We start from the raw sequence: 17292 nt of genomic DNA, 5'->3' as shown, positions 1-17292 counted from the left end.
CGCGCTACTCTTAGCGCGCGCCCAGCTGCCATTGCTCGGCGGAGTGGTGTTGCGTCCAAAAATCAGCGAACCTGCCCTGCTGTGCTAAAAGGTCTGGGATTGAGCCGTCTTCGATAATCTTTCCCTTGTCGAGGAAAATAACCCGATCCGCCGCGCTGATGCTGCTTAAACGATGTGCCACCATGACGCGAGTGCGAGGGATGGGATCATCACTTAACGCTGCTGCCACTGCTGCTTCGTTTTCGGGATCAAGCGCGCTTGTGGCTTCGTCGACAAGCAAAATGGGGGCGGGTTTAATCAATGCGCGGGCAATGGACAGGCGTTGACGCTCGCCACCAGACAAGCTAACACCACCTTCACCAGCGCGGCTATCCCAGCCATCCGGTAGGCGATGGATAATGCGATCAACCCGCGCTAGCTGGCTAGCCTCGTTCACTTGGAGGTCTGTGGCGTCTGGCTGACCAATTAACACATTGCTTTTCAGACTGCCATCAAATAGGTAAGGCTCTTGGAACACTACGCTGACAAGGTTGCGGCGCGCATCGGAAGATAACGTGTGCAGTGTTTGTCCGTTGACAAGAACATCACCGGAACTTGGCTGTTGTAGACCTGCGATTAGCGATAGCACGGTTGATTTACCCGAACCTGAAGGTCCGACAATCGCGGTGGTGCTTCCTGGCTGAATCTGCAGGTTAAAATGCTCAAGTACCTGGCCGGATGCATCAGAACCATAGTTAAAACTAACATCCCGAAGCTCAATGCTTGGTGCTTTGGCGACATCAGTTGTGCCGTCCCCCTCCGGATCACGGGGTGCCTCAAGTACTTCACGGATATTGCGCAAGGTTGTCGTTACTGCTTCCACACCAGGGGAGAGCTCGGCAAAAACGGTAAACGATTCAAGGTAGCGAACCGCAACAACAAGCAGGGCAATGGCTACGGGCACAGTCAACTGATGTGTCAATGTGAGGTAGACCGTCAAACCAGCCAAAACCACCAACGTGAGTTGGCTGACTAGACTAAAAAGAATTTGGCCAGGAACCTGCATGGTCAAATTCTTCATCGTCGAAGAATGTGCCTTGCCAAGAGCTTGACCTGCAAGGCTGCTTTCCAGCTCTACTCGGCGCGCTGCCCTCAAAGCTTGTTGAGTGCGTGCAAACTCTAAAACCCGTTCAGTCAATTGATTGTTGGTGTTCATCGCGGCGCGGACCGCCTGACGGGTGAGCTGTTGAGACAACCAAAAAGTCCCGAGCAATGCAAGAATGCCAATTAACGCTGCGGCTCCGAGCTGCCAAGCAAAAGGAACAAGTGCCACAGCGATGATGAGAGGCAAGAGGATCGCGCTGATTAAGGGAGTAACAAAATAGACAATCACGCCAACTAAATCAGGCCCAGTTGCGGCAATCGCTTGACGGGTAGTGGAGGTATTTTTAGCATCAAACCAGTTCAGCTGGATGATGGTGATTGTGTCTGCCAGGCTGCGCTGACCATTATCTAAAATGCCAAAACCTATTTGATAGGCGTGGCGCGCAGCAGCCCAATCCACAATCCACCCTAAGACCGTCACTGTTGTGATAGCCCCAAGCCACAGCCACGCTTGTTGGGGTTCGGTGCTAAAAAGAGCGGACACTAGTGGCACAAGGAGCACAGCGCTTAGTGCTCTGCACAGCACACTTAGGGCAGTTAAAACAAGGTGCCAGGAAAGGCGAGTGTTGCTGCCTTCAGGTAATAAAGCAAGGATGGCGCGGATCATGAGTGATGCTCCCTGTGGTCTTGATTGGCGTTCCACAGTTGGCGATAGCGTCCATCGGCTTGAAGAAGTTCCCCGTGAGTTCCAGATTCAGCGATTTTTCCCTGGTCAAGGACCACAATATTATCGACGCTAGTAATCGTGTGCAGGCGGTGTGCAATGACAACAACCGTGCGACCAGCAATGAGTTTGTTGAGTGCTTGTTGGACGAGGTACTCGGATTCTGGATCAGCAAACGCTGTGGCCTCATCAAGGACGAGAATGGGTGTGTTTGCTAGCAGTGCTCGTGCAATGGTGAGTCGTTGTTTTTCGCCACCAGAAAGAGCAGCGTCAGCGTTGATGTCGGTGTCGTATCCTTTGGGCATGCGCATGATGCGTTCATGAATCTGGGCAGCGCGGGCAGCGTGCTCAATGCGCTCAAAGGAGGCATCCGGATCGGCGAGGGCAATATTGTCACGCACTGTTCCTTGGATGAGTTGGGTTTGTTGGAACACAAATCCGACATGGGTATAAAGCTCATCGGGGCTCATCGTGCGGATATCTTTGCCGTTGATGAGGATTGCTCCAGAATCCACATCGTAAAAACGAGCAAGTAGTGCAGCAAGGGTTGATTTACCAGAACCAGATGCTCCGACAAGTGCTGTCACGCTACCTGGGCGCAGCGTGAGATTGATATTTTCCAGCACGGGAATGCCGTAGCGGTAGGAGAAATTCACTTCCTTAAATTCCACAAGGCCTTGTGCGGTGGATTGTTGTGTGTCCTCGTTGGTGGCAGGTGGGGTATCTAATTCTGTCTCATCCAAGGTGTTTTGGATATTGCGCGCGGCAAGCAAACCGGCGCGTAACCCGCTGAGGCCATAGCCCACACCTAAAAGTCGTGCCCCAAATGTGGTTCCCAGGAAGAGGAAAGGAAGGATATCAATGGGGGACATCGCACCAGTAGTAATTAGCACAGTGCCCATCAAGCTGATGAGGAAAAGGAAGGTTCCGGGCCTTGTCACAAGATCAATGAATGTCTTTTGCCCAATCATTGGCTGCTGCCACGAACGCAAAAACTCAATGTATTGACCCAGTTTGGTCCGGAACGTAGAAGCGGCAGCACCACCAAAGATACGAATTACTGGTTGACCTTCAATATAAGCACCTGCTTCCACGTTCATCTGCTCAGACCATTTCATGGCCTGTGAGGTTTTTGATCCAGACTGAGCAATCATCACGGCCATGCCAAAAATGTAGGCCAACACAGGCACAAACAGCACTAACGCGATACGCCAGTCAACAACAAAAAGATAGATTAAGACCGCAATCGGTGCGGTCGCAGCAGCAACAGCATCGGGGACTGCATGGGTGACCAGAAAATGCAGCGATAACGTGTCATCTTGGACTAACTGTTTCACGCGTCCGGAACCATGGGAATTGAACCAACCCAACGGCAGTCTAGACATCTTTTTTAGCAAACGCTGGCGAAGATCTCTGGAAAACCGGGCATCAATTGAGTGCAGCCACCATATCAGCAATGACGCTAGAATTGCTCCACCAACCATCACGCCGATAGCCCATTGACCAACTGTCCACAGAGCAGATGATTCAGCACCGGTGAGCAATAAACGAGCAAGCTCGACCAGTAATACGTAAGGGACAAGCTGGATCAATGTGATGAGCACTTGGGCAACACCAGCAATAATCAACGTGGATTTCAACGGTGCAATAAGGCGGGTTCCCGCTTGGGAACGCCACGTGCCCTGTGATACCTCGGTTACAGGTGCAGCCGATGCAACAGGCTTTATTGTTGTGCGATCTTCCGGCACTACTTCAGGTTGTGCTTTAGAGCGATTGGAGCCAAATGCACGACCGTAATACCAATAGGCTTGCGCATGTGTTTCACTGCGCGGAAACCCAAATTCTCCTTTAAGCCTCGCACGAAGCTGCTTGAGGGAACCGGATTCCGGGGTGGCCCACACATACCAATTAGACCAGTCACGCGATTCAATAGAGGCAGCAAGAGATGCTTCACCCTGTCGTGGTACCCAGTGAACACGTGCTCGTGGATGCTCAACTAATGGAATAAGTTGATCTGTTTCAAGGTGTTCTTCTAAATAAAGCTCAATGGGGATTTCTGGAGGAACAGTTTTTAAAATGCCATTGATAGCAGGGATTGAAGCTGAATCTCCAATGAGTAAATATCCGGCTGGCAGGTGATCGGGAAGATCAAAGCGTGTTGAACCAAAAGGCGTTACCTTCACAGTCATCCCCGGCTGAGCGGTTTTTGCCCAGGAAGAAGCAGGGCCTGAAGGCTCATGGAGAACAAAGTCAATAGCAAAGATTCCAGTGGTGGCATCTCCTTCGACGATGGTGTAACCACGCTGGTGCTCAAAATCTTCACGCTGCGGATCTGGGAACCAAAACCGAAGAGCTGCAGCTGGTGCGACAATATCGTCTTCCAACAACGTGTCAGAGTGAAAATACACCCGGAGATATCCAGGTGAGATGAGATGAGTTCTAATGACTTCTGCGTCGTGATCTTGTGCACCATAGGCACGCATGATGGCACCGTTGATTCCACGCTTTGCCATGTGTTGTCCTTCCCAGCTACCTGCCGTGCACCACTTTTCGATCAGGCGTTAGAGGTAGACGACAGGTAGACAACAGCGAGTAAAAGAAATACTCATTAATTAAGGTAAGGCAACACTAACATTTTTTGTGGTTCTGGGCAATCATTTCCACTGGTCAAAAGCTTTGTTGTGATGTTTTAGTTTTTCCGTCCGGTGGTGCCTCGTTTAATTAATTGGGGTGCTAGAACTTCAGTGCTTTGCTCATGGTCTTTGATCTGCTTTAGGGCAATCTCCAGTGCCTTTTCGGCAAGTGCTTCAGAATCTTGAGCGATCGTTGTCAGGCTAATGTGTTCCAGGCTGGCCAAGCGAGAGTTGTCGTAACCGACAACAGATATTTCTTCAGGAACTTTGACGCCACGTTGCCATAAGACATCAAGAACCCCTAGGGCGACTCGGTCATTAAACGCGATAATCGCTGTGGCGTCTGTTCCTGCATCGAGTATGTCTGACATAGCGCGTGCGCCTGCAGCTTCATTACTTCCACCAGCGATGATGTGGCAGGTTCCTGAAAAAGAATCAATATGGTCTTTGAAAACTTTTGATCGCAGTTGCGTTCCGGCAGCGTCACCACCGTCGATATAGATGATGTTTTTGTGCCCCAACTCGATTAAATGATCAAGTGCTAATTGCGCGCCAACGGCATCATCGACGTGAACCGAACTTGCTTGAGGCGTTCCTGATTCACGTGCGATGACTTGAACGGGAAGCTGCTTTGCAAACACCTCAAGTTCTTGCGGCGACATCCTAGAACCAAGGAGAATTACTGCTTCGCAGCGCTCTTTAATTAACGCGTCGACCGCGTCTTTTTCCGGGCGGGTGGGCGTGATGGCGCTGAGCTGAAGTTCAAATCCGTGCGCCTTAGCCGCCGGATAAAGCTTTTCGACGATATCCCCATGGAACGCTTGATCAATTTCAAATGCCACACCAATCAGACCAGAGTGGTGTTGTCGAAGTTTTTGGGCTCGGCGGTCAGGGGTATACCCCAGTTCGGCTGCTTTTTCCTTCACTAAAAGTCGCGTTGCTTCGCTCGCGCCGGGAGCGCCGCGGAACACAATGGACACCAAAGCAGTGGAAACTCCAGAAGCTTTTGCTACATCAGCCATGGTTGGGCGTTTTGAAGCCATGCCTACCCCTTTTCTTTCTTCTTACATCTTTACAGTAAACCTCTTGACGAAAAGAACTGGAGGTATCTAGGATCAACTAGAACGTTATAGTAGAACGTTCTAGTCCATTCTGGAAGGCACACCATGACCCACAATCACACAATCAAACTTGCCCTCATTGGCGCGGGGCGAATCGGTTCCAACCATGCACGCTTGGTATCCCATCACGTCATCGGGGCAGAGCTGGTAGCAGTCGTTGACCCAACCCCAAACGCCCACACTCTTGCACAGGAACTTGGTGCAACGGCGCATTCCACACCAGAGGAAGTACTGTCCCGAGAAGATATTGACGGGGTGTTAATCGCAACCCCTGCTCGTACTCATGCAGACCTTGTGGTCAAAGCGGCAGGGGCAGGCAAGCATGTATTCGTCGAAAAGCCAATGGCCGTAACCCTAGAAGACGCTGACCGGGCGATAGAAGCAGCACAAGCCGCAGACATCGTGTTGCAGGTCGGATTTAACCGACGTTTCGCCCCTGGATTTGCAGCCGCACGTGATCGTATTGATGCAGGCGACCTTGGTACCCCTCAGCTGCTTCGCTCGCTCACCCGCGATCCCGGCCCATTTTTGGCAGATCCCTACAAAGTTCCTCAGTGGACGATCTTCTTGGAAACACTGATTCACGATTTTGATGCCCTATGTTTCTTAAACCCGGGGGCGAAGCCAGTGGAAGTAACTGCGCATGCAGATTGCCTTGTGGTTCCAGAAGCTGCAGAATCAGGATTTTTGGATACAGCAGTGGTGACCATTCGATTTGATAATGGTGCGATCGGCACGGCTGAAGCAAGTTTCAGTGCAGCCTATGGGTACGACGTGCGCGGTGAAGTATTTGGATCAAAAGGCATGGTTACAGCCGGTGATGTGCGTGCGACCAACATGACTTTCTATGGTGCTTCGGGAGTAGCGGTTGATACTTCACGGGCTGATACTGATTTGCTGGCTGATGCCTACCGTGCAGAATTTCAGGCGTTTGTTGATTCGATCCGCACAAACTCTCCATCCCAGGTTCCAGGTCATGCGGCACGGCGCGCACTCCATATCGCACTCGCGGCGATCCGCAGCGTAGAAACCGGCGACACTATCCGGCTAGATAGCATTACTGAAAATGTTGAGGTATAAAAATGACTTTCCAGCTCGCTGCCTGTGCAGAAATGATTTACCAGGATTTACCGTTTGAAGATCGGGTTAAAGAAATCTCCCGTCAGGGTTTCTTGGTGGAAATTTGGGATTGGTCCTCTAAAGATCTTGATGTACTAGCTAAAACTGGTGCACAGTTTTCCTCGATGACCGGGTATCTTCGAGGGGATTTGATTACTCCTGATGGTCGCGCGGAGCTTTTAGCTACAGCCCGGGAGTCTGTAAAAGCTGCGGAAAAGCTAGATTGCCCACGCCTGAATCTTCATGGGACAGGACTTGGCCCCACTGGCCTTCCGGTACGCCCCGTTGAAGTGGTTACTCCTGATATGTGGCTTTACGCTGCTGATACGTTGCGGGAGATCGCTGAGCTAGGGCAGGAGGTTGGTCGGGTGTTTGTGCTTGAAAACCTCAATCTCGCGGTCGACCATCCAGGTACTCCTTTTGCTCACGCGGCAGACACCTTAGCCCTGGTTAGGGCGGTAAACCACCCGAATCTTCGCCTCAACCTCGACCTCTACCATGCCCAAATCGGTGAAGGGAACCTCATCGAACTTCTCCGCGCCGCGCAGCCTTATATCGGTGAAATCCAAGTCGCCGATGTTCCCGGCCGCATGGAACCGGGAACAGGCGAAATCAACTATCACGGTATCGCGCAAGCCCTTGAGGCGATGGGGTACCACGGAGTTGTGGGCATGGAGGCTTTCGCCTCCGGGGACTCGGCAGCGGCGCTCGACGCATTCAGGCAGGCATTTCGCGCCTAAGATTGCTTGTCGACGCCAGCATCCGTGGATTTCTTCTGCAAGATGATTCCCACCGCACCCAAATTTTCTTTGTGTGCCCTAAAAGTTTTGCGCATCCCCAGTACTCGTTTGCGCAAGTCTGGCTGTCGGATCACATTGCTTAAAATCTTTGCCACACCACTTAAGCCCTCATCTTTAAGATTGCGCTTCAGTGAAAGCAGTGCCATATCTGCCTGGTAGATGTTGATGACCTCGAAGCCTGCTTCCCGGGCCAATCCCGCCCATTCGGGATCAGTGATGGGGCGAGCGTTAACTTTAATGGAGCGAGCCAATGCCTTGCGGATATCGTCTTTGACCTCGTCGGAAATACCATCCGGGGTAAGTGACAACTCGTGAATGCCGTATAGCCCGCCAGATTTGAGGATCCGCGCAGCTTCTCGCATGATTTCCAGCTTATGTTTGTCTGTTTGCATGGTCAGCATGGCTTCACCGATAACTACGTCAACCGATTCTTCTTCGAGCTCGGTATCGGTGGCGTTGTTATTCCGGACCTCGTGAGGGCCAGCTGGCAAAATCGCACGGACATTTGCACACGCATCTGGGTCACTATCGACTCCGATGTACCTACTAGGTCTGGCATTGAGAATCTCACGTGCGGTGACACCAAGACCTGGGGCGAATTCAACGACAGTAGATCCTGTTAGGGGGAGGTTCTTGAGCAAGAAATCAGTGGTTTCTCGACCACCTGGTCGAAGGACTTTCTTTCCAAGTCTGGCAAGAATCCAGTGCCCACCTGCGTGGTCTGCCGATTGATCTGACTCTGGGATGAGAGGTTTTGTGGTCATAAGGTAAACCTTACCGCATTAAATACGGCGAAACCCGTGTTTAATGCGTGACATTTGCCTCAAGGTTAAGAAGAGGGTCGGGAGCTACCAGCCATTGGCGTTAGACCTGCTCTGTTGTTGCAGAGTGTGCGGATCCACCATTTTTTAGATGGAATCGGCCAAACATGGTGAATTGGAACGCTTTAGACGCCGAAAAACGTGAGGATTCACCATAAGTAAAATCTAATGAAATTTCGCACATTCTTGTCCTAGCGAAAAGGCACCCCTTCCTTCCCAAAAGGAATCGGTGCCACAGAATCCTCTGTGGCACCGTTAGGTAAAACTATTTCTCTTCTACTTCTGTCGAAGAATCTTCCTCGGCTGCCGATGCTGTCGGTTCGGTAGTCTCTGCAGGCTCGTCAATTTCTGTGTCCTCAGTAGCTTCCTCGGGAACACTATCGTCCGTCGGATCCTGTGTATCCACATCTTCTGTGTCTTCTACAGCACCGTGTCGTTGTGCCAACTCGGTTTCTTCGGCAGCTACGCGCTCAGCAGATTGGCGAAGTGATTCTTCTGCGTCTGCTGCTTCCTTCGCTGCTGCGAGTTCTTGTTCCGCCTTTTCCGCTGCGATTTTTTCATCGAGCTTGGTGTAGTCAGGGGCTTCTACCTGACGCAACAACATGGTGGAGCGTGCCGGAACGGTGATCGTGCCGCCAGCTTCGATGGTGAGATCTTCGAGTGGGTAGCCGACAGCTTCGGTGGTATCGACAAGCAGCTTCCATTTCATACCGAAGTGCTCAGGTGGAAGCGTGAAGCAAATCGGTTCAAAGTGCGCGTTGAACATCAAAATGAAGGAGTCATCGCGAATCTTTTGGCCTCGCTGGTCTGGCTCTTCAATAGCATCGCCGTTGAAGAACACCTGTAGGGATTTACCGAAAGCAAAATCCCAGTCATCCTGAGTCATCAACGTTCCGTTGGGGACTAGCCAGGCGATGTCACGATCGCGAACATCACTACCCAGAGGTCCGCCGGCGAGGAACTGCCGACGCCTAAATACTGGGTGGTTGGCACGAATGCGAAGAAGTCGTCGAGTAAAGCTCACGAGGTCTGCATTTTCTTCTGCTTGTTCCCAATTGACCCACGCCAACTCGTTGTCTTGGCAGTACACGTTATTGTTGCCGTTTTGGGTACGAGCCATTTCATCGCCATGGGAAATCATCGGCGTGCCTTGAGAGAGCAGCAACGTGGTGAGGAAGTTTCTGCGTTGCTGTGCTCGAAGCTGCAAAATTTCAGGGTCATCGGTTGGGCCTTCGACGCCACAGTTCCATGATCGGTTGTGGGATTCGCCGTCGCGGCCTTCTTCACCGTTGTCCATATTGTGCTTTTCGTTGTAGCTCACTAAATCATTCAAAGTGAAGCCATCATGAGCGGTCACAAAATTAATCGATGCAGTCGGGCGCCTGCCGTTGTTGGCATAAAGGTCGGAAGATCCGGTAAGGCGTGAGGCAAATTCACCTAAGGTTGCTGGCTCACCGCGCCAAAAATCACGGACGGTGTCGCGGTATTTACCGTTCCATTCTGTCCACAGTGGAGGGAAATTACCCACCTGGTAGCCACCTTCACCGACATCCCATGGCTCGGCGATGAGTTTAACTTGGGAGACCACTGGATCTTGTTGGACCAAATCGAAAAATGTTGCCAAGCGATCAACATCATCAAATTCACGAGCCAAGGTAGATGCCAGATCGAAGCGGAAGCCATCGACATGCATTTCGGTAACCCAGTACCGCAAGGAATCCATGATGAGCTGTAGTGAATGTGGATCACGAACATTCAGGGAGTTACCTGTACCGGTGTAGTCCATGTAGTGGCGACGATCGCCTTCCACCAAACGGTAGTAGGCCTCATTGTCAATGCCACGAAACGCAATAGTGGGGCCCATATGGTTGCCCTCGGCAGTGTGGTTGTACACCACATCCAAGATCACCTCGAGGCCAGCTTCATGGTAGCTGCGCACTAATCCCTTGAATTCAGCGACCGCACCACCTGGGTTCTTGTTGGCAGCGTAATCGTTGTATGGCGCAAAGAAACCGAAAGAGTTATAACCCCAATAGTTTCGTAAACCGAGTTCTCTTAAACGGTCATCTTGGAGGAATTGGTGCACAGGCATGAGTTCAATGGCTGTCACACCCAAATCGCTTAAGTACTGAATGATCGCCGGGTGAGCAAGACCTGCATAGGTGCCGCGGAGTTCTTCTGGGACATCCGGGTGGGTCATCGTCATGCCTTTGACATGGGCTTCATAGATGACGGTTTCGTTGTACGGGATACGTGGTGGACGGTCATTGCCCCAATCAAAGAACGGATTCACCACAACAGATTTCATTGTGTGATCAAGGCTGTCTTCGGTGTTGCGTCCGTTGGGGTCATCAGGGTTGGTGATGTCATACGAGAACAAAGATGGATGTCCATCAAATTCTCCATCGAAAGCACGAGCATAGGGGTCAACAAGAAGTTTGCTTGGATCACACCTCTTGCCCTCATCTGGATTCCACGGGCCGTGCACACGGAAGCCATAACGCTGACCAGGTTGCACGCCAGGGAGATAACAATGCCAAATATGGGCATCGCGTTCCTCGAGTGGAATACGGGTTTCATTATTGTCTGCATCTAATAAACACAGCTCAACGCGGTCGGCGACAACAGAGAAGATCGCAAAGTTCGTGCCAGCACCGTCATATGTTGAACCCAAAGGATAGGCATGTCCAGGCCAAACTTGGTGTGTGTGCTCAATTGATGATGTCATGGAACGTCATCTTATATGCCTTAGCGCCTCAAGACCCGCCAGAATGGTCTCGACACCTTTATTAAATCTTTCTTCAAAGTCCACATCGCTGGAATTTTGCTCAGTGTCGCTTTCCGCGCCAGCGGTGAGCTCGTGCATTTGAAGCTGTGTTTGTTCAGTTAACACCGCACCGACCACGAAATGCAGCAACGTGAAAGCACCGACCTCATCAGGAACATCCAGTGACTGAGAAATTATTGCCTCTAGTTCCGTGCGCAGTTGTTGACTACTCAGCGCCGCACTAACTACTTCAGCACCGTCTTTCATATTCATCATCAACGCTCGCATTTCTGCGCAATTTTCTTGCGCGGAAATGCGTGCTTGCTGCTCGTCGTCGCGCCCTAAAATAGGCGCCAATATGTGCCGGGATGTGGCGTCGATAAGCTCCTGCTTGTTTTTAAAATGCCAATATAGTGCCCCGGGCGCGACATTTAATTGCTTTGCGACGCGGCGCATTGTCATATCTGACAGGCCGAACTCACTCAGAATGGAAACCGCGGCACCAATGATTGATTCTTTTGATAACTGCACAATTGCCAGCATAATGACAGCCCGATGTCTGGCTCGCAGGAAGATTACTTTGTTAGGGTAATCTGCGTGAAACCCCCGGAATTTTTAAAACTTTCCGGAGTATGTCGATGATTTATCAGGAGCAGAATTTTGTCTATTCGTTTTTCTTCCAAGAAGGTTGCATTCGCAGCACTCATGGTTACACCACTTTTATTGAGCGCCTGTGGAAGCGATTCTTCCGATACCGAAGCAGCCTCCACGACCGCAGCAACAACGACAAGTTCAGCTACCTCCTCCAGCGCCACCACTACAGAAGAAGCAGTAGAAACAACGTCAGAGGAAGCAGCACCTTCTGAAACTGCAACCATTGATCAAGAACAGCAAGCTCAGCTTGATGCACTGGCTCAAGAAATTTCTGAAAACCCAGTGACGTTTGCCGAGGCAGCACCTGTAGAAAACGGACAGACCGCAACTCCAGAAGAAGCAGCCGCAATCGAGGCCCTGGTTCGCGGATACGCCGACACCAACACATTGCGTTCCTCATTGGCATACACCATCAACAACACGTGTAGCCGTGTATTGGAAGCAAGTGGCGCCAACTCAGCACAGCTAGATCTCAACACCATCCCAGACATTCCTTTGGGAGGCGAGGGCACTGGAACAGTTGATTCCGTCAGTGACGTAGTAGTTAACGGACAGGAAGCATCCGCATGGGTGGTTGCTACCGCAGGTGGAAACACTGACTCTGCAACTCAGCGCTTCCTTAATGAAGGCGGCCAGTGGAAGTTCTGCGACTAGAATTTACCCGTAAGGTTTCTACCTGCAGGTTGTAAAAGTAACAGCCAACGTAGGTATCCTTTATTGCCATGACATACCCCGACTCCGGCATCGCCTCCGACCATAATCCTTATGACGGATACACAGAAGATGACGGGTCTGCCACACCGCAAAAACTCACCCCTCGAAAGAAAATAAACAAATCGGTGGGGGTTTACGCAGGTGTTTTAGCAATCACTTTGGCTGTGTACGCAATCGCAGGAGTCATATGGGGGCTCCTTCGACCCACTTACACAGCATTTGTAGAAGATGCTGAAACAGCATCCATTGCCGTGGAAAGTAATACCTCTTTTACCGGATACGCGTGGTTTGTCATTGCCACGGGAGTGCTGGCAGCGGCAATCGCGTTGGTGGTATTCCTCCGGTCGCCTCAGAGCCGTGGGCCTTTGATGCTTATTTGGTTGGGAATCGTATCCGCTTCAGGGGCGGTGGCCTTTCTTATTTTCGGCAGCTATTCATCTACTTTGCTGCATGGATCACCTTCGGATTATGCCACCGCTGTTGGTGAGTCCTTCCAGGTAGCGCCTGCAATTTCGCCAGGTATTGCACTTGCCGTGGCACCATTTTTAGCTGTGTGTATGTACTGGTGCGCAGCTTTTGTCACGCCGGAAGAAGCACTCGAGACTGATTAATCCTGACGTGCACAACTGTTGTTTAGGTTTGTAAAGCTCTGGTCTGGTGGCGGTTTTGGTGGTGCATTCACGCTCAATTTGTAGCATGGTCGGACCTCACGCTTGTGGTGAAAATTTGATCAGGAAACTTCCAAGTTTCACATCCATCCCAATAGTCCCAAAACTGACCCTTCCTAGAATGGCTTTTAAGCGCCCAAACAGCACCCTGCCACACCAAGACTCATTCCAGGAACTTAAACCCCTTAAATCGCCTGCTGTAGTAACGAATATTTAGTGCTCTTTTGTGTTCATTAGGATGTGCTCGATCGATGCCAGCGCAGCCGGTGGACGCACCCATACAAATCTCTACCGCAGCACTTTTGAAACAGAATAAATACCGAGTTTGGTTAATTATCTTTTTCTGGCCACTCCACAACAGATTTTCCGGTGGCTTCTTTGCTGATTGAGTCTACTGCCTGCAAAATGTGGTGGATGGATAAAGCAATATTGTGTTGTAGTTGGTCATCATTGAGTCCCTCAGCGACTGAGACTGCGAACTCAACTCTTACTTGCAAGCCCTGATCATCGGTGTGGCAAAACGCTTTGGTTGTTAGTGAATTTTCATTCCACTGATTGCACATCATGAATAGTTTCATGAAATCTCTAGTGGCATCCATGTTGGGGTCCCAATGACCTTTGACCAAGAGGGTAGGGCCGTTATCAACGAAAAACCCAAGGAAGATTTCATTAATCCAGGCAACAATGAAATCGTCCTCGCCACTAGTTTTCATCACACCGATATCGTGTAATTGTTCGCGGATGCGGTCGAGCGTTACTTCGTGGGGAATGTCGGAATCATCGAAGGATTCGTCTTCGGGATCTGGTTGAAAGTAGTCATCGTCGGTTTCCCATTCGATGTCTGTGTCATCATCTAGGTAATCTTCTTCTGAATCCTCGTCTGACATGTCACTTTCTTCCCACTCTATGTCGGTTAGAGATTCAATCAGGCTTTCTACCGGGGTTGGAACGTACAGCCCGCTGATTTTTTCAACGAGATCAGATTGGTCTTGTTCATCGCTTAATTCATCGCTGCCTGCGCCACTGAAGGATAGCTCAGAGAAACGCTCCAAGATGTAGGTAACAGCCATTGCTGTGGTATCTAAGGAAAGGGTTAAAAATTGGCGGAGTTGCTGGACACTTAAGCCTTCATCAATGCAGATGGTGGTGCGGAATTTCAGTTCTACTTCGCCGTCATTGCCCAGGTGGAGCAGTGCAGTAGGTCCGATGCGTTCAGCATTCCACTGTGTCACTGCTCGTGCTGCGTCATTAATAGCGAACATATCTAGGCTCATGCGTAATCGGCCAAGCACCGTGAGCATCTGACCTGACTCATGGCTGAAATACATAGATACGCGGTGATCTGACCATGGCACGATGACACGATCGTCAGAGCTTAGGAAATGGTAGCCCAACTCATCTATGGTTTCCGTGACTCGATTCAGATCAACGGGGAACGGAATGGCGGTGTTGGGTGCTGGGACGTTTCGATCGTTCACAGGTGAGAAATCCATTCCTTTCTTATCTACAAGTCTTATCTACAAGCAACCTACAAGCACAAAAATTGGTTAAATTCAGTGAAATCTGTAGAGGTCAATTTAAGTTTCAAGTCTAATTCAATTGAGCTCTGCTGTACCCAAATCAGAAACTTGTTACGTGAGGAATACAATAGGTAATCGTGTGGGCTTAACAACTTAAGGTTTAAGCCTCGCGGATTTGGGTAGTTTACTCGAAATATTTCGATTCAACCTTTTAAGGGAGATCTTTTCGCCATGTTGAATGTCACTGACCTGCGCGGTCACACACCATCCAAGAGCGACATCCGACGTGCACTGCCACGTGGAGGCACTGACGTGTGGTCGGTGCTGCCTATGGTGCAGCCGGTTGTTGAAGACGTCCAAAAGCGCGGTGCCGATGCTGCGTTGGACTATGGCGAGAAGTTTGATCATATCCGCCCCGCTTCGGTGCGGGTGCCAGCTGAGGTTATTGCTGAAGCAGAAAAGGCTTTGGATCCTTTGGTCCGAGAGGCGATTGAAGAATCCATTGTGCGGGTCCGCAAGGTGCACTCTGAACAGCGCCCGAAAGAGCACACCACGCAACTTTCTCCAGGTGGTACTGTAACCGAGCGTTTCATGCCAATTGACCGCGTTGGGCTGTATGCCCCAGGCGGAAACGCGGTGTACCCATCAAGCGTGATTATGAATGTGGTCCCAGCTCAGGAAGCAGGAGTAAATACCTTAGTTTTGGCATCTCCTCCTCAGGCAGATCATGGTGGTTGGCCACACCCGACCATTTTGGCTGCTTGTTCCATTTTGGGTGTTGATGAGGTGTGGGCAGTCGGTGGCGCTCAAGCTGTCGCGCTGCTTGCTTACGGTGATGAGGCAGCTGATTTGGAACCTGTGGATATGGTCACTGGTCCTGGAAATATTTTTGTCACCGCTGCCAAACGCCTGGTCAGGGGAGTGGTCGGAACTGATTCTGAAGCTGGCCCAACAGAGATCGCGGTCTTGGCAGATGGATCCGCGAATGCCGTCAATATTGCCTACGATCTGATTAGCCAGGCTGAACATGACGTGATGGCGGCATCTGTATTGATCACCGATTCTGAGCAGCTAGCTCAAGATGTCAACCGCGAAATCGAGGCACGGTATTCCATTACGCGCAACGCTGAGCGTGTTGCGGAAGCCTTGCGCGGTGCGCAAAGCGGCATTGTGCTTGTCGACGACATCTCCGTGGGTATTCAAGTTGCCGATCAATACGCGGCAGAGCACCTAGAAATTCACACGGAAAATGCCCGAGCAGTAGCTGAACAAATCACCAATGCTGGCGCCATCTTTGTTGGTGATTTCTCGCCGGTACCGCTTGGTGATTATTCCGCAGGTTCTAACCACGTGCTGCCTACTTCTGGAACTGCTCGTTTTTCTGCAGGATTATCCACCCACACGTTCCTGCGGCCAGTCAACCTTATTGAATACGATGAGGCCGCGCTGAAAGATGTCTCTGAAGTAGTAATTAATTTTGCTAACGCTGAAGATCTTCCTGCGCACGGTGAAGCCATCCGTGCTCGCTTTGAAAATCTCCCCACCACCGACGAGGCTTAAAACACAATGACAAAGATTACTTTGAGCGATCTACCACTGCGTGAAGAACTACGCGGTGAACAGGCCTATGGTGCGCCACAGCTAAACGTTGATATTCGGCTCAACACCAATGAAAACCCTTATCCACCCTCAGAAGCGTTGATTACTGATCTGGTGTCCACGGTGGATAAGATCGCCGCTGAGTTAAATCGCTATCCAGAACGTGATGCCGTTGAGTTGCGTGATGCGTTGGCTGAGTACATCACCAAGCAAACCGGTGTTGCAGTAACCCGCGATAACTTGTGGGCAGCTAATGGCTCCAATGAAATCTTGCAGCAGCTCCTTCAAGCCTTCGGTGGTCCAGGGCGTACTGCCATGGGATTCCAGCCGAGCTATTCCATGCACCCCATTTTGGCAAAGGGCACGCACACTGAGTTTATTTCCGTGCCTCGTGGTGCTGATTTCCGCATCGATATTGATCTGGCCATTGAAGAGATTCAAGGCAAGCAACCTGACATCGTCTTTGTCACCACCCCCAATAATCCAACCGGTGATGTGACCTCACTGGACGATATTGAACGCCTCATCGAGGTTGCCCCAGGCATCGTGATTGTCGATGAAGCCTACGCGGAATTTTCCCCATCACCTTCAGCCACCACTTTGCTGGATAAGTATCCAACCAAGCTTGTGGTGTCTCGGACGATGAGTAAGGCCTTTGACTTTGCCGGTGGTCGCCTTGGCTACTTCGTGGCCAACCCAGCGTTTATTGATGCCGTGATGTTGGTTCGCCTTCCGTATCATCTTTCAGCGCTGAGCCAAGCAGCCGCAATCGTCGCGCTGCGTCACTCGGCTGACACGCTGGGAACCGTCGAAAAGCTGTCTTTGGAGCGTATTCGCGTGGCCGCACGCCTTGAGGAACTGGGCTATGCTGTGGTGCCAAGTGAATCAAACTTTGTGTTTTTTGGAGATTTCACCGATCAACATGCAGCATGGCAAGCATTCTTGGATAGGGGAGTGCTGATTCGTGATGTGGGAATCGCGGGGCACTTGCGCACCACCATTGGTGTGCCTGAAGAAAACGACGCGTTTTTGGATGCAGCCGCTGAGATCGTCACCCTGAAATTTTAAG

At 50.9% G+C, this 17292-nt stretch carries 13 protein-coding genes; 6 read left to right on the top strand and 7 right to left on the bottom strand.

Annotated elements, in window-relative coordinates; translation table 11 throughout:
- Positions 1-10: 10 nt before the first annotated feature.
- The 3 genes from N24_RS11020 to N24_RS11010 form a co-directional block, all read right to left on the bottom strand.
- Positions 11-1750: an ABC transporter ATP-binding protein gene (locus N24_RS11020; RefSeq protein WP_096456932.1), complete on the bottom strand. Its 1740-nt coding sequence runs from the start codon at positions 1748-1750 to the stop codon at positions 11-13.
- Positions 1747-4320 carry an ABC transporter ATP-binding protein/permease gene (locus tag N24_RS11015; RefSeq protein WP_197702396.1) on the bottom strand — a complete coding sequence of 858 codons (2574 nt, stop codon included), beginning with the start codon at positions 4318-4320 and terminating at the stop codon, positions 1747-1749. Before N24_RS11015 ends, N24_RS11020 begins: the two co-directional genes overlap by 4 nt.
- A 176-nt stretch (positions 4321-4496) precedes the next feature.
- Positions 4497-5483 (bottom strand): LacI family DNA-binding transcriptional regulator, encoded by a 987-nt coding sequence (locus tag N24_RS11010; protein WP_096456930.1) that lies wholly within the window; start codon positions 5481-5483, stop codon positions 4497-4499.
- A 123-nt stretch (positions 5484-5606) separates the two neighbouring features.
- Between N24_RS11010 and N24_RS11005 the strand changes: the two genes are divergently transcribed.
- Together N24_RS11005 and N24_RS11000 are read left to right on the top strand one after the other, a co-directional pair.
- A complete protein-coding gene (locus tag N24_RS11005) occupies positions 5607-6641 on the top strand; it encodes a Gfo/Idh/MocA family oxidoreductase (protein WP_096456928.1) in 1035 nt (344 codons plus the stop codon).
- 2 nt (positions 6642-6643) lie between these two features.
- Positions 6644-7420, top strand: a complete 777-nt coding sequence (locus N24_RS11000; protein WP_096456926.1) for a TIM barrel protein — start codon at positions 6644-6646, stop codon at positions 7418-7420.
- Here the strand turns inward: N24_RS11000 and N24_RS10995 are convergent.
- From N24_RS10995 to N24_RS10985, 3 genes are all read right to left on the bottom strand, one after another.
- Positions 7417-8244: a class I SAM-dependent methyltransferase gene (locus tag N24_RS10995; protein WP_096456924.1), complete on the bottom strand. Its 828-nt coding sequence runs from the start codon at positions 8242-8244 to the stop codon at positions 7417-7419. The two genes, N24_RS11000 and N24_RS10995, sit on opposite strands and share 4 nt — an antisense overlap.
- A 322-nt stretch (positions 8245-8566) precedes the next feature.
- Entirely contained in the window at positions 8567-11029 is a 2463-nt protein-coding gene (gene glgX, locus N24_RS10990; protein WP_096456922.1) for a glycogen debranching protein GlgX, read from the bottom strand.
- A 6-nt stretch (positions 11030-11035) separates the two neighbouring features.
- On the bottom strand, positions 11036-11611 hold the full coding sequence (locus N24_RS10985; RefSeq protein ID WP_096456920.1) for a TetR family transcriptional regulator: 576 nt from the start codon (positions 11609-11611) through the stop codon (positions 11036-11038).
- Positions 11612-11728: 117 nt separating this feature from the next.
- On the opposite strand from N24_RS10985, the gene N24_RS10980 reads away from it, so the two are divergent.
- Positions 11729-12376 (top strand): hypothetical protein, encoded by a 648-nt coding sequence (locus tag N24_RS10980; protein WP_096456918.1) that lies wholly within the window; start codon positions 11729-11731, stop codon positions 12374-12376.
- A gap of 68 nt (positions 12377-12444) precedes the next feature.
- The gene (locus N24_RS10975) at positions 12445-13047 is read left to right on the top strand and encodes a hypothetical protein (RefSeq protein WP_096456916.1); all 603 of its coding nucleotides are present in this window, start codon (positions 12445-12447) and stop codon (positions 13045-13047) included.
- A 386-nt stretch (positions 13048-13433) separates the two neighbouring features.
- Here the strand turns inward: N24_RS10975 and N24_RS10970 are convergent, their stop codons facing one another.
- Entirely contained in the window at positions 13434-14597 is a 1164-nt protein-coding gene (locus tag N24_RS10970; RefSeq protein ID WP_096456914.1) for a YbjN domain-containing protein, read from the bottom strand.
- Positions 14598-14855: 258 nt separating this feature from the next.
- On the opposite strand from N24_RS10970, the gene hisD reads away from it, so the two are divergent.
- A complete protein-coding gene (gene hisD / locus N24_RS10965; protein WP_096456912.1) occupies positions 14856-16184 on the top strand; it encodes a histidinol dehydrogenase in 1329 nt (442 codons plus the stop codon).
- A 6-nt stretch (positions 16185-16190) separates the two neighbouring features.
- A complete protein-coding gene (locus N24_RS10960; RefSeq protein ID WP_096456910.1) occupies positions 16191-17291 on the top strand; it encodes a histidinol-phosphate transaminase in 1101 nt (366 codons plus the stop codon).
- Position 17292 lies beyond the last annotated feature (1 nt).

The organism is Corynebacterium suranareeae (assembly GCF_002355155.1).
Classification (GTDB): Bacteria; Actinomycetota; Actinomycetes; order Mycobacteriales; family Mycobacteriaceae; genus Corynebacterium; species Corynebacterium suranareeae.
This window is presented reverse-complemented; position numbering and strand designations above follow the sequence as displayed.

What these genes read in the sequence shown, in the direction of transcription:
- glgX (WP_096456922.1), bottom strand. Translation starts at nt 11,029, where the DNA reads ATGACATCATCAATTGAGCACACACACCAAGTTTGGCCTGGACATGCC.
- N24_RS10970 (WP_096456914.1), bottom strand. Translation starts at nt 14,597, where the DNA reads ATGGATTTCTCACCTGTGAACGATCGAAACGTCCCAGCACCCAACACC.
- N24_RS11015 (WP_197702396.1), bottom strand. Translation starts at nt 4,320, where the DNA reads ATGGCAAAGCGTGGAATCAACGGTGCCATCATGCGTGCCTATGGTGCA.
- hisD (WP_096456912.1), top strand. Translation starts at nt 14,856, where the DNA reads ATGTTGAATGTCACTGACCTGCGCGGTCACACACCATCCAAGAGCGAC.
- N24_RS11010 (WP_096456930.1), bottom strand. Translation starts at nt 5,483, where the DNA reads ATGGCTTCAAAACGCCCAACCATGGCTGATGTAGCAAAAGCTTCTGGA.
- N24_RS11005 (WP_096456928.1), top strand. Translation starts at nt 5,607, where the DNA reads ATGACCCACAATCACACAATCAAACTTGCCCTCATTGGCGCGGGGCGA.
- N24_RS10995 (WP_096456924.1), bottom strand. Translation starts at nt 8,244, where the DNA reads ATGACCACAAAACCTCTCATCCCAGAGTCAGATCAATCGGCAGACCAC.
- N24_RS10975 (WP_096456916.1), top strand. Translation starts at nt 12,445, where the DNA reads ATGACATACCCCGACTCCGGCATCGCCTCCGACCATAATCCTTATGAC.
- N24_RS10960 (WP_096456910.1), top strand. Translation starts at nt 16,191, where the DNA reads ATGACAAAGATTACTTTGAGCGATCTACCACTGCGTGAAGAACTACGC.
- N24_RS11020 (WP_096456932.1), bottom strand. Translation starts at nt 1,750, where the DNA reads ATGATCCGCGCCATCCTTGCTTTATTACCTGAAGGCAGCAACACTCGC.
- N24_RS10985 (WP_096456920.1), bottom strand. Translation starts at nt 11,611, where the DNA reads ATGCTGGCAATTGTGCAGTTATCAAAAGAATCAATCATTGGTGCCGCG.
- N24_RS11000 (WP_096456926.1), top strand. Translation starts at nt 6,644, where the DNA reads ATGACTTTCCAGCTCGCTGCCTGTGCAGAAATGATTTACCAGGATTTA.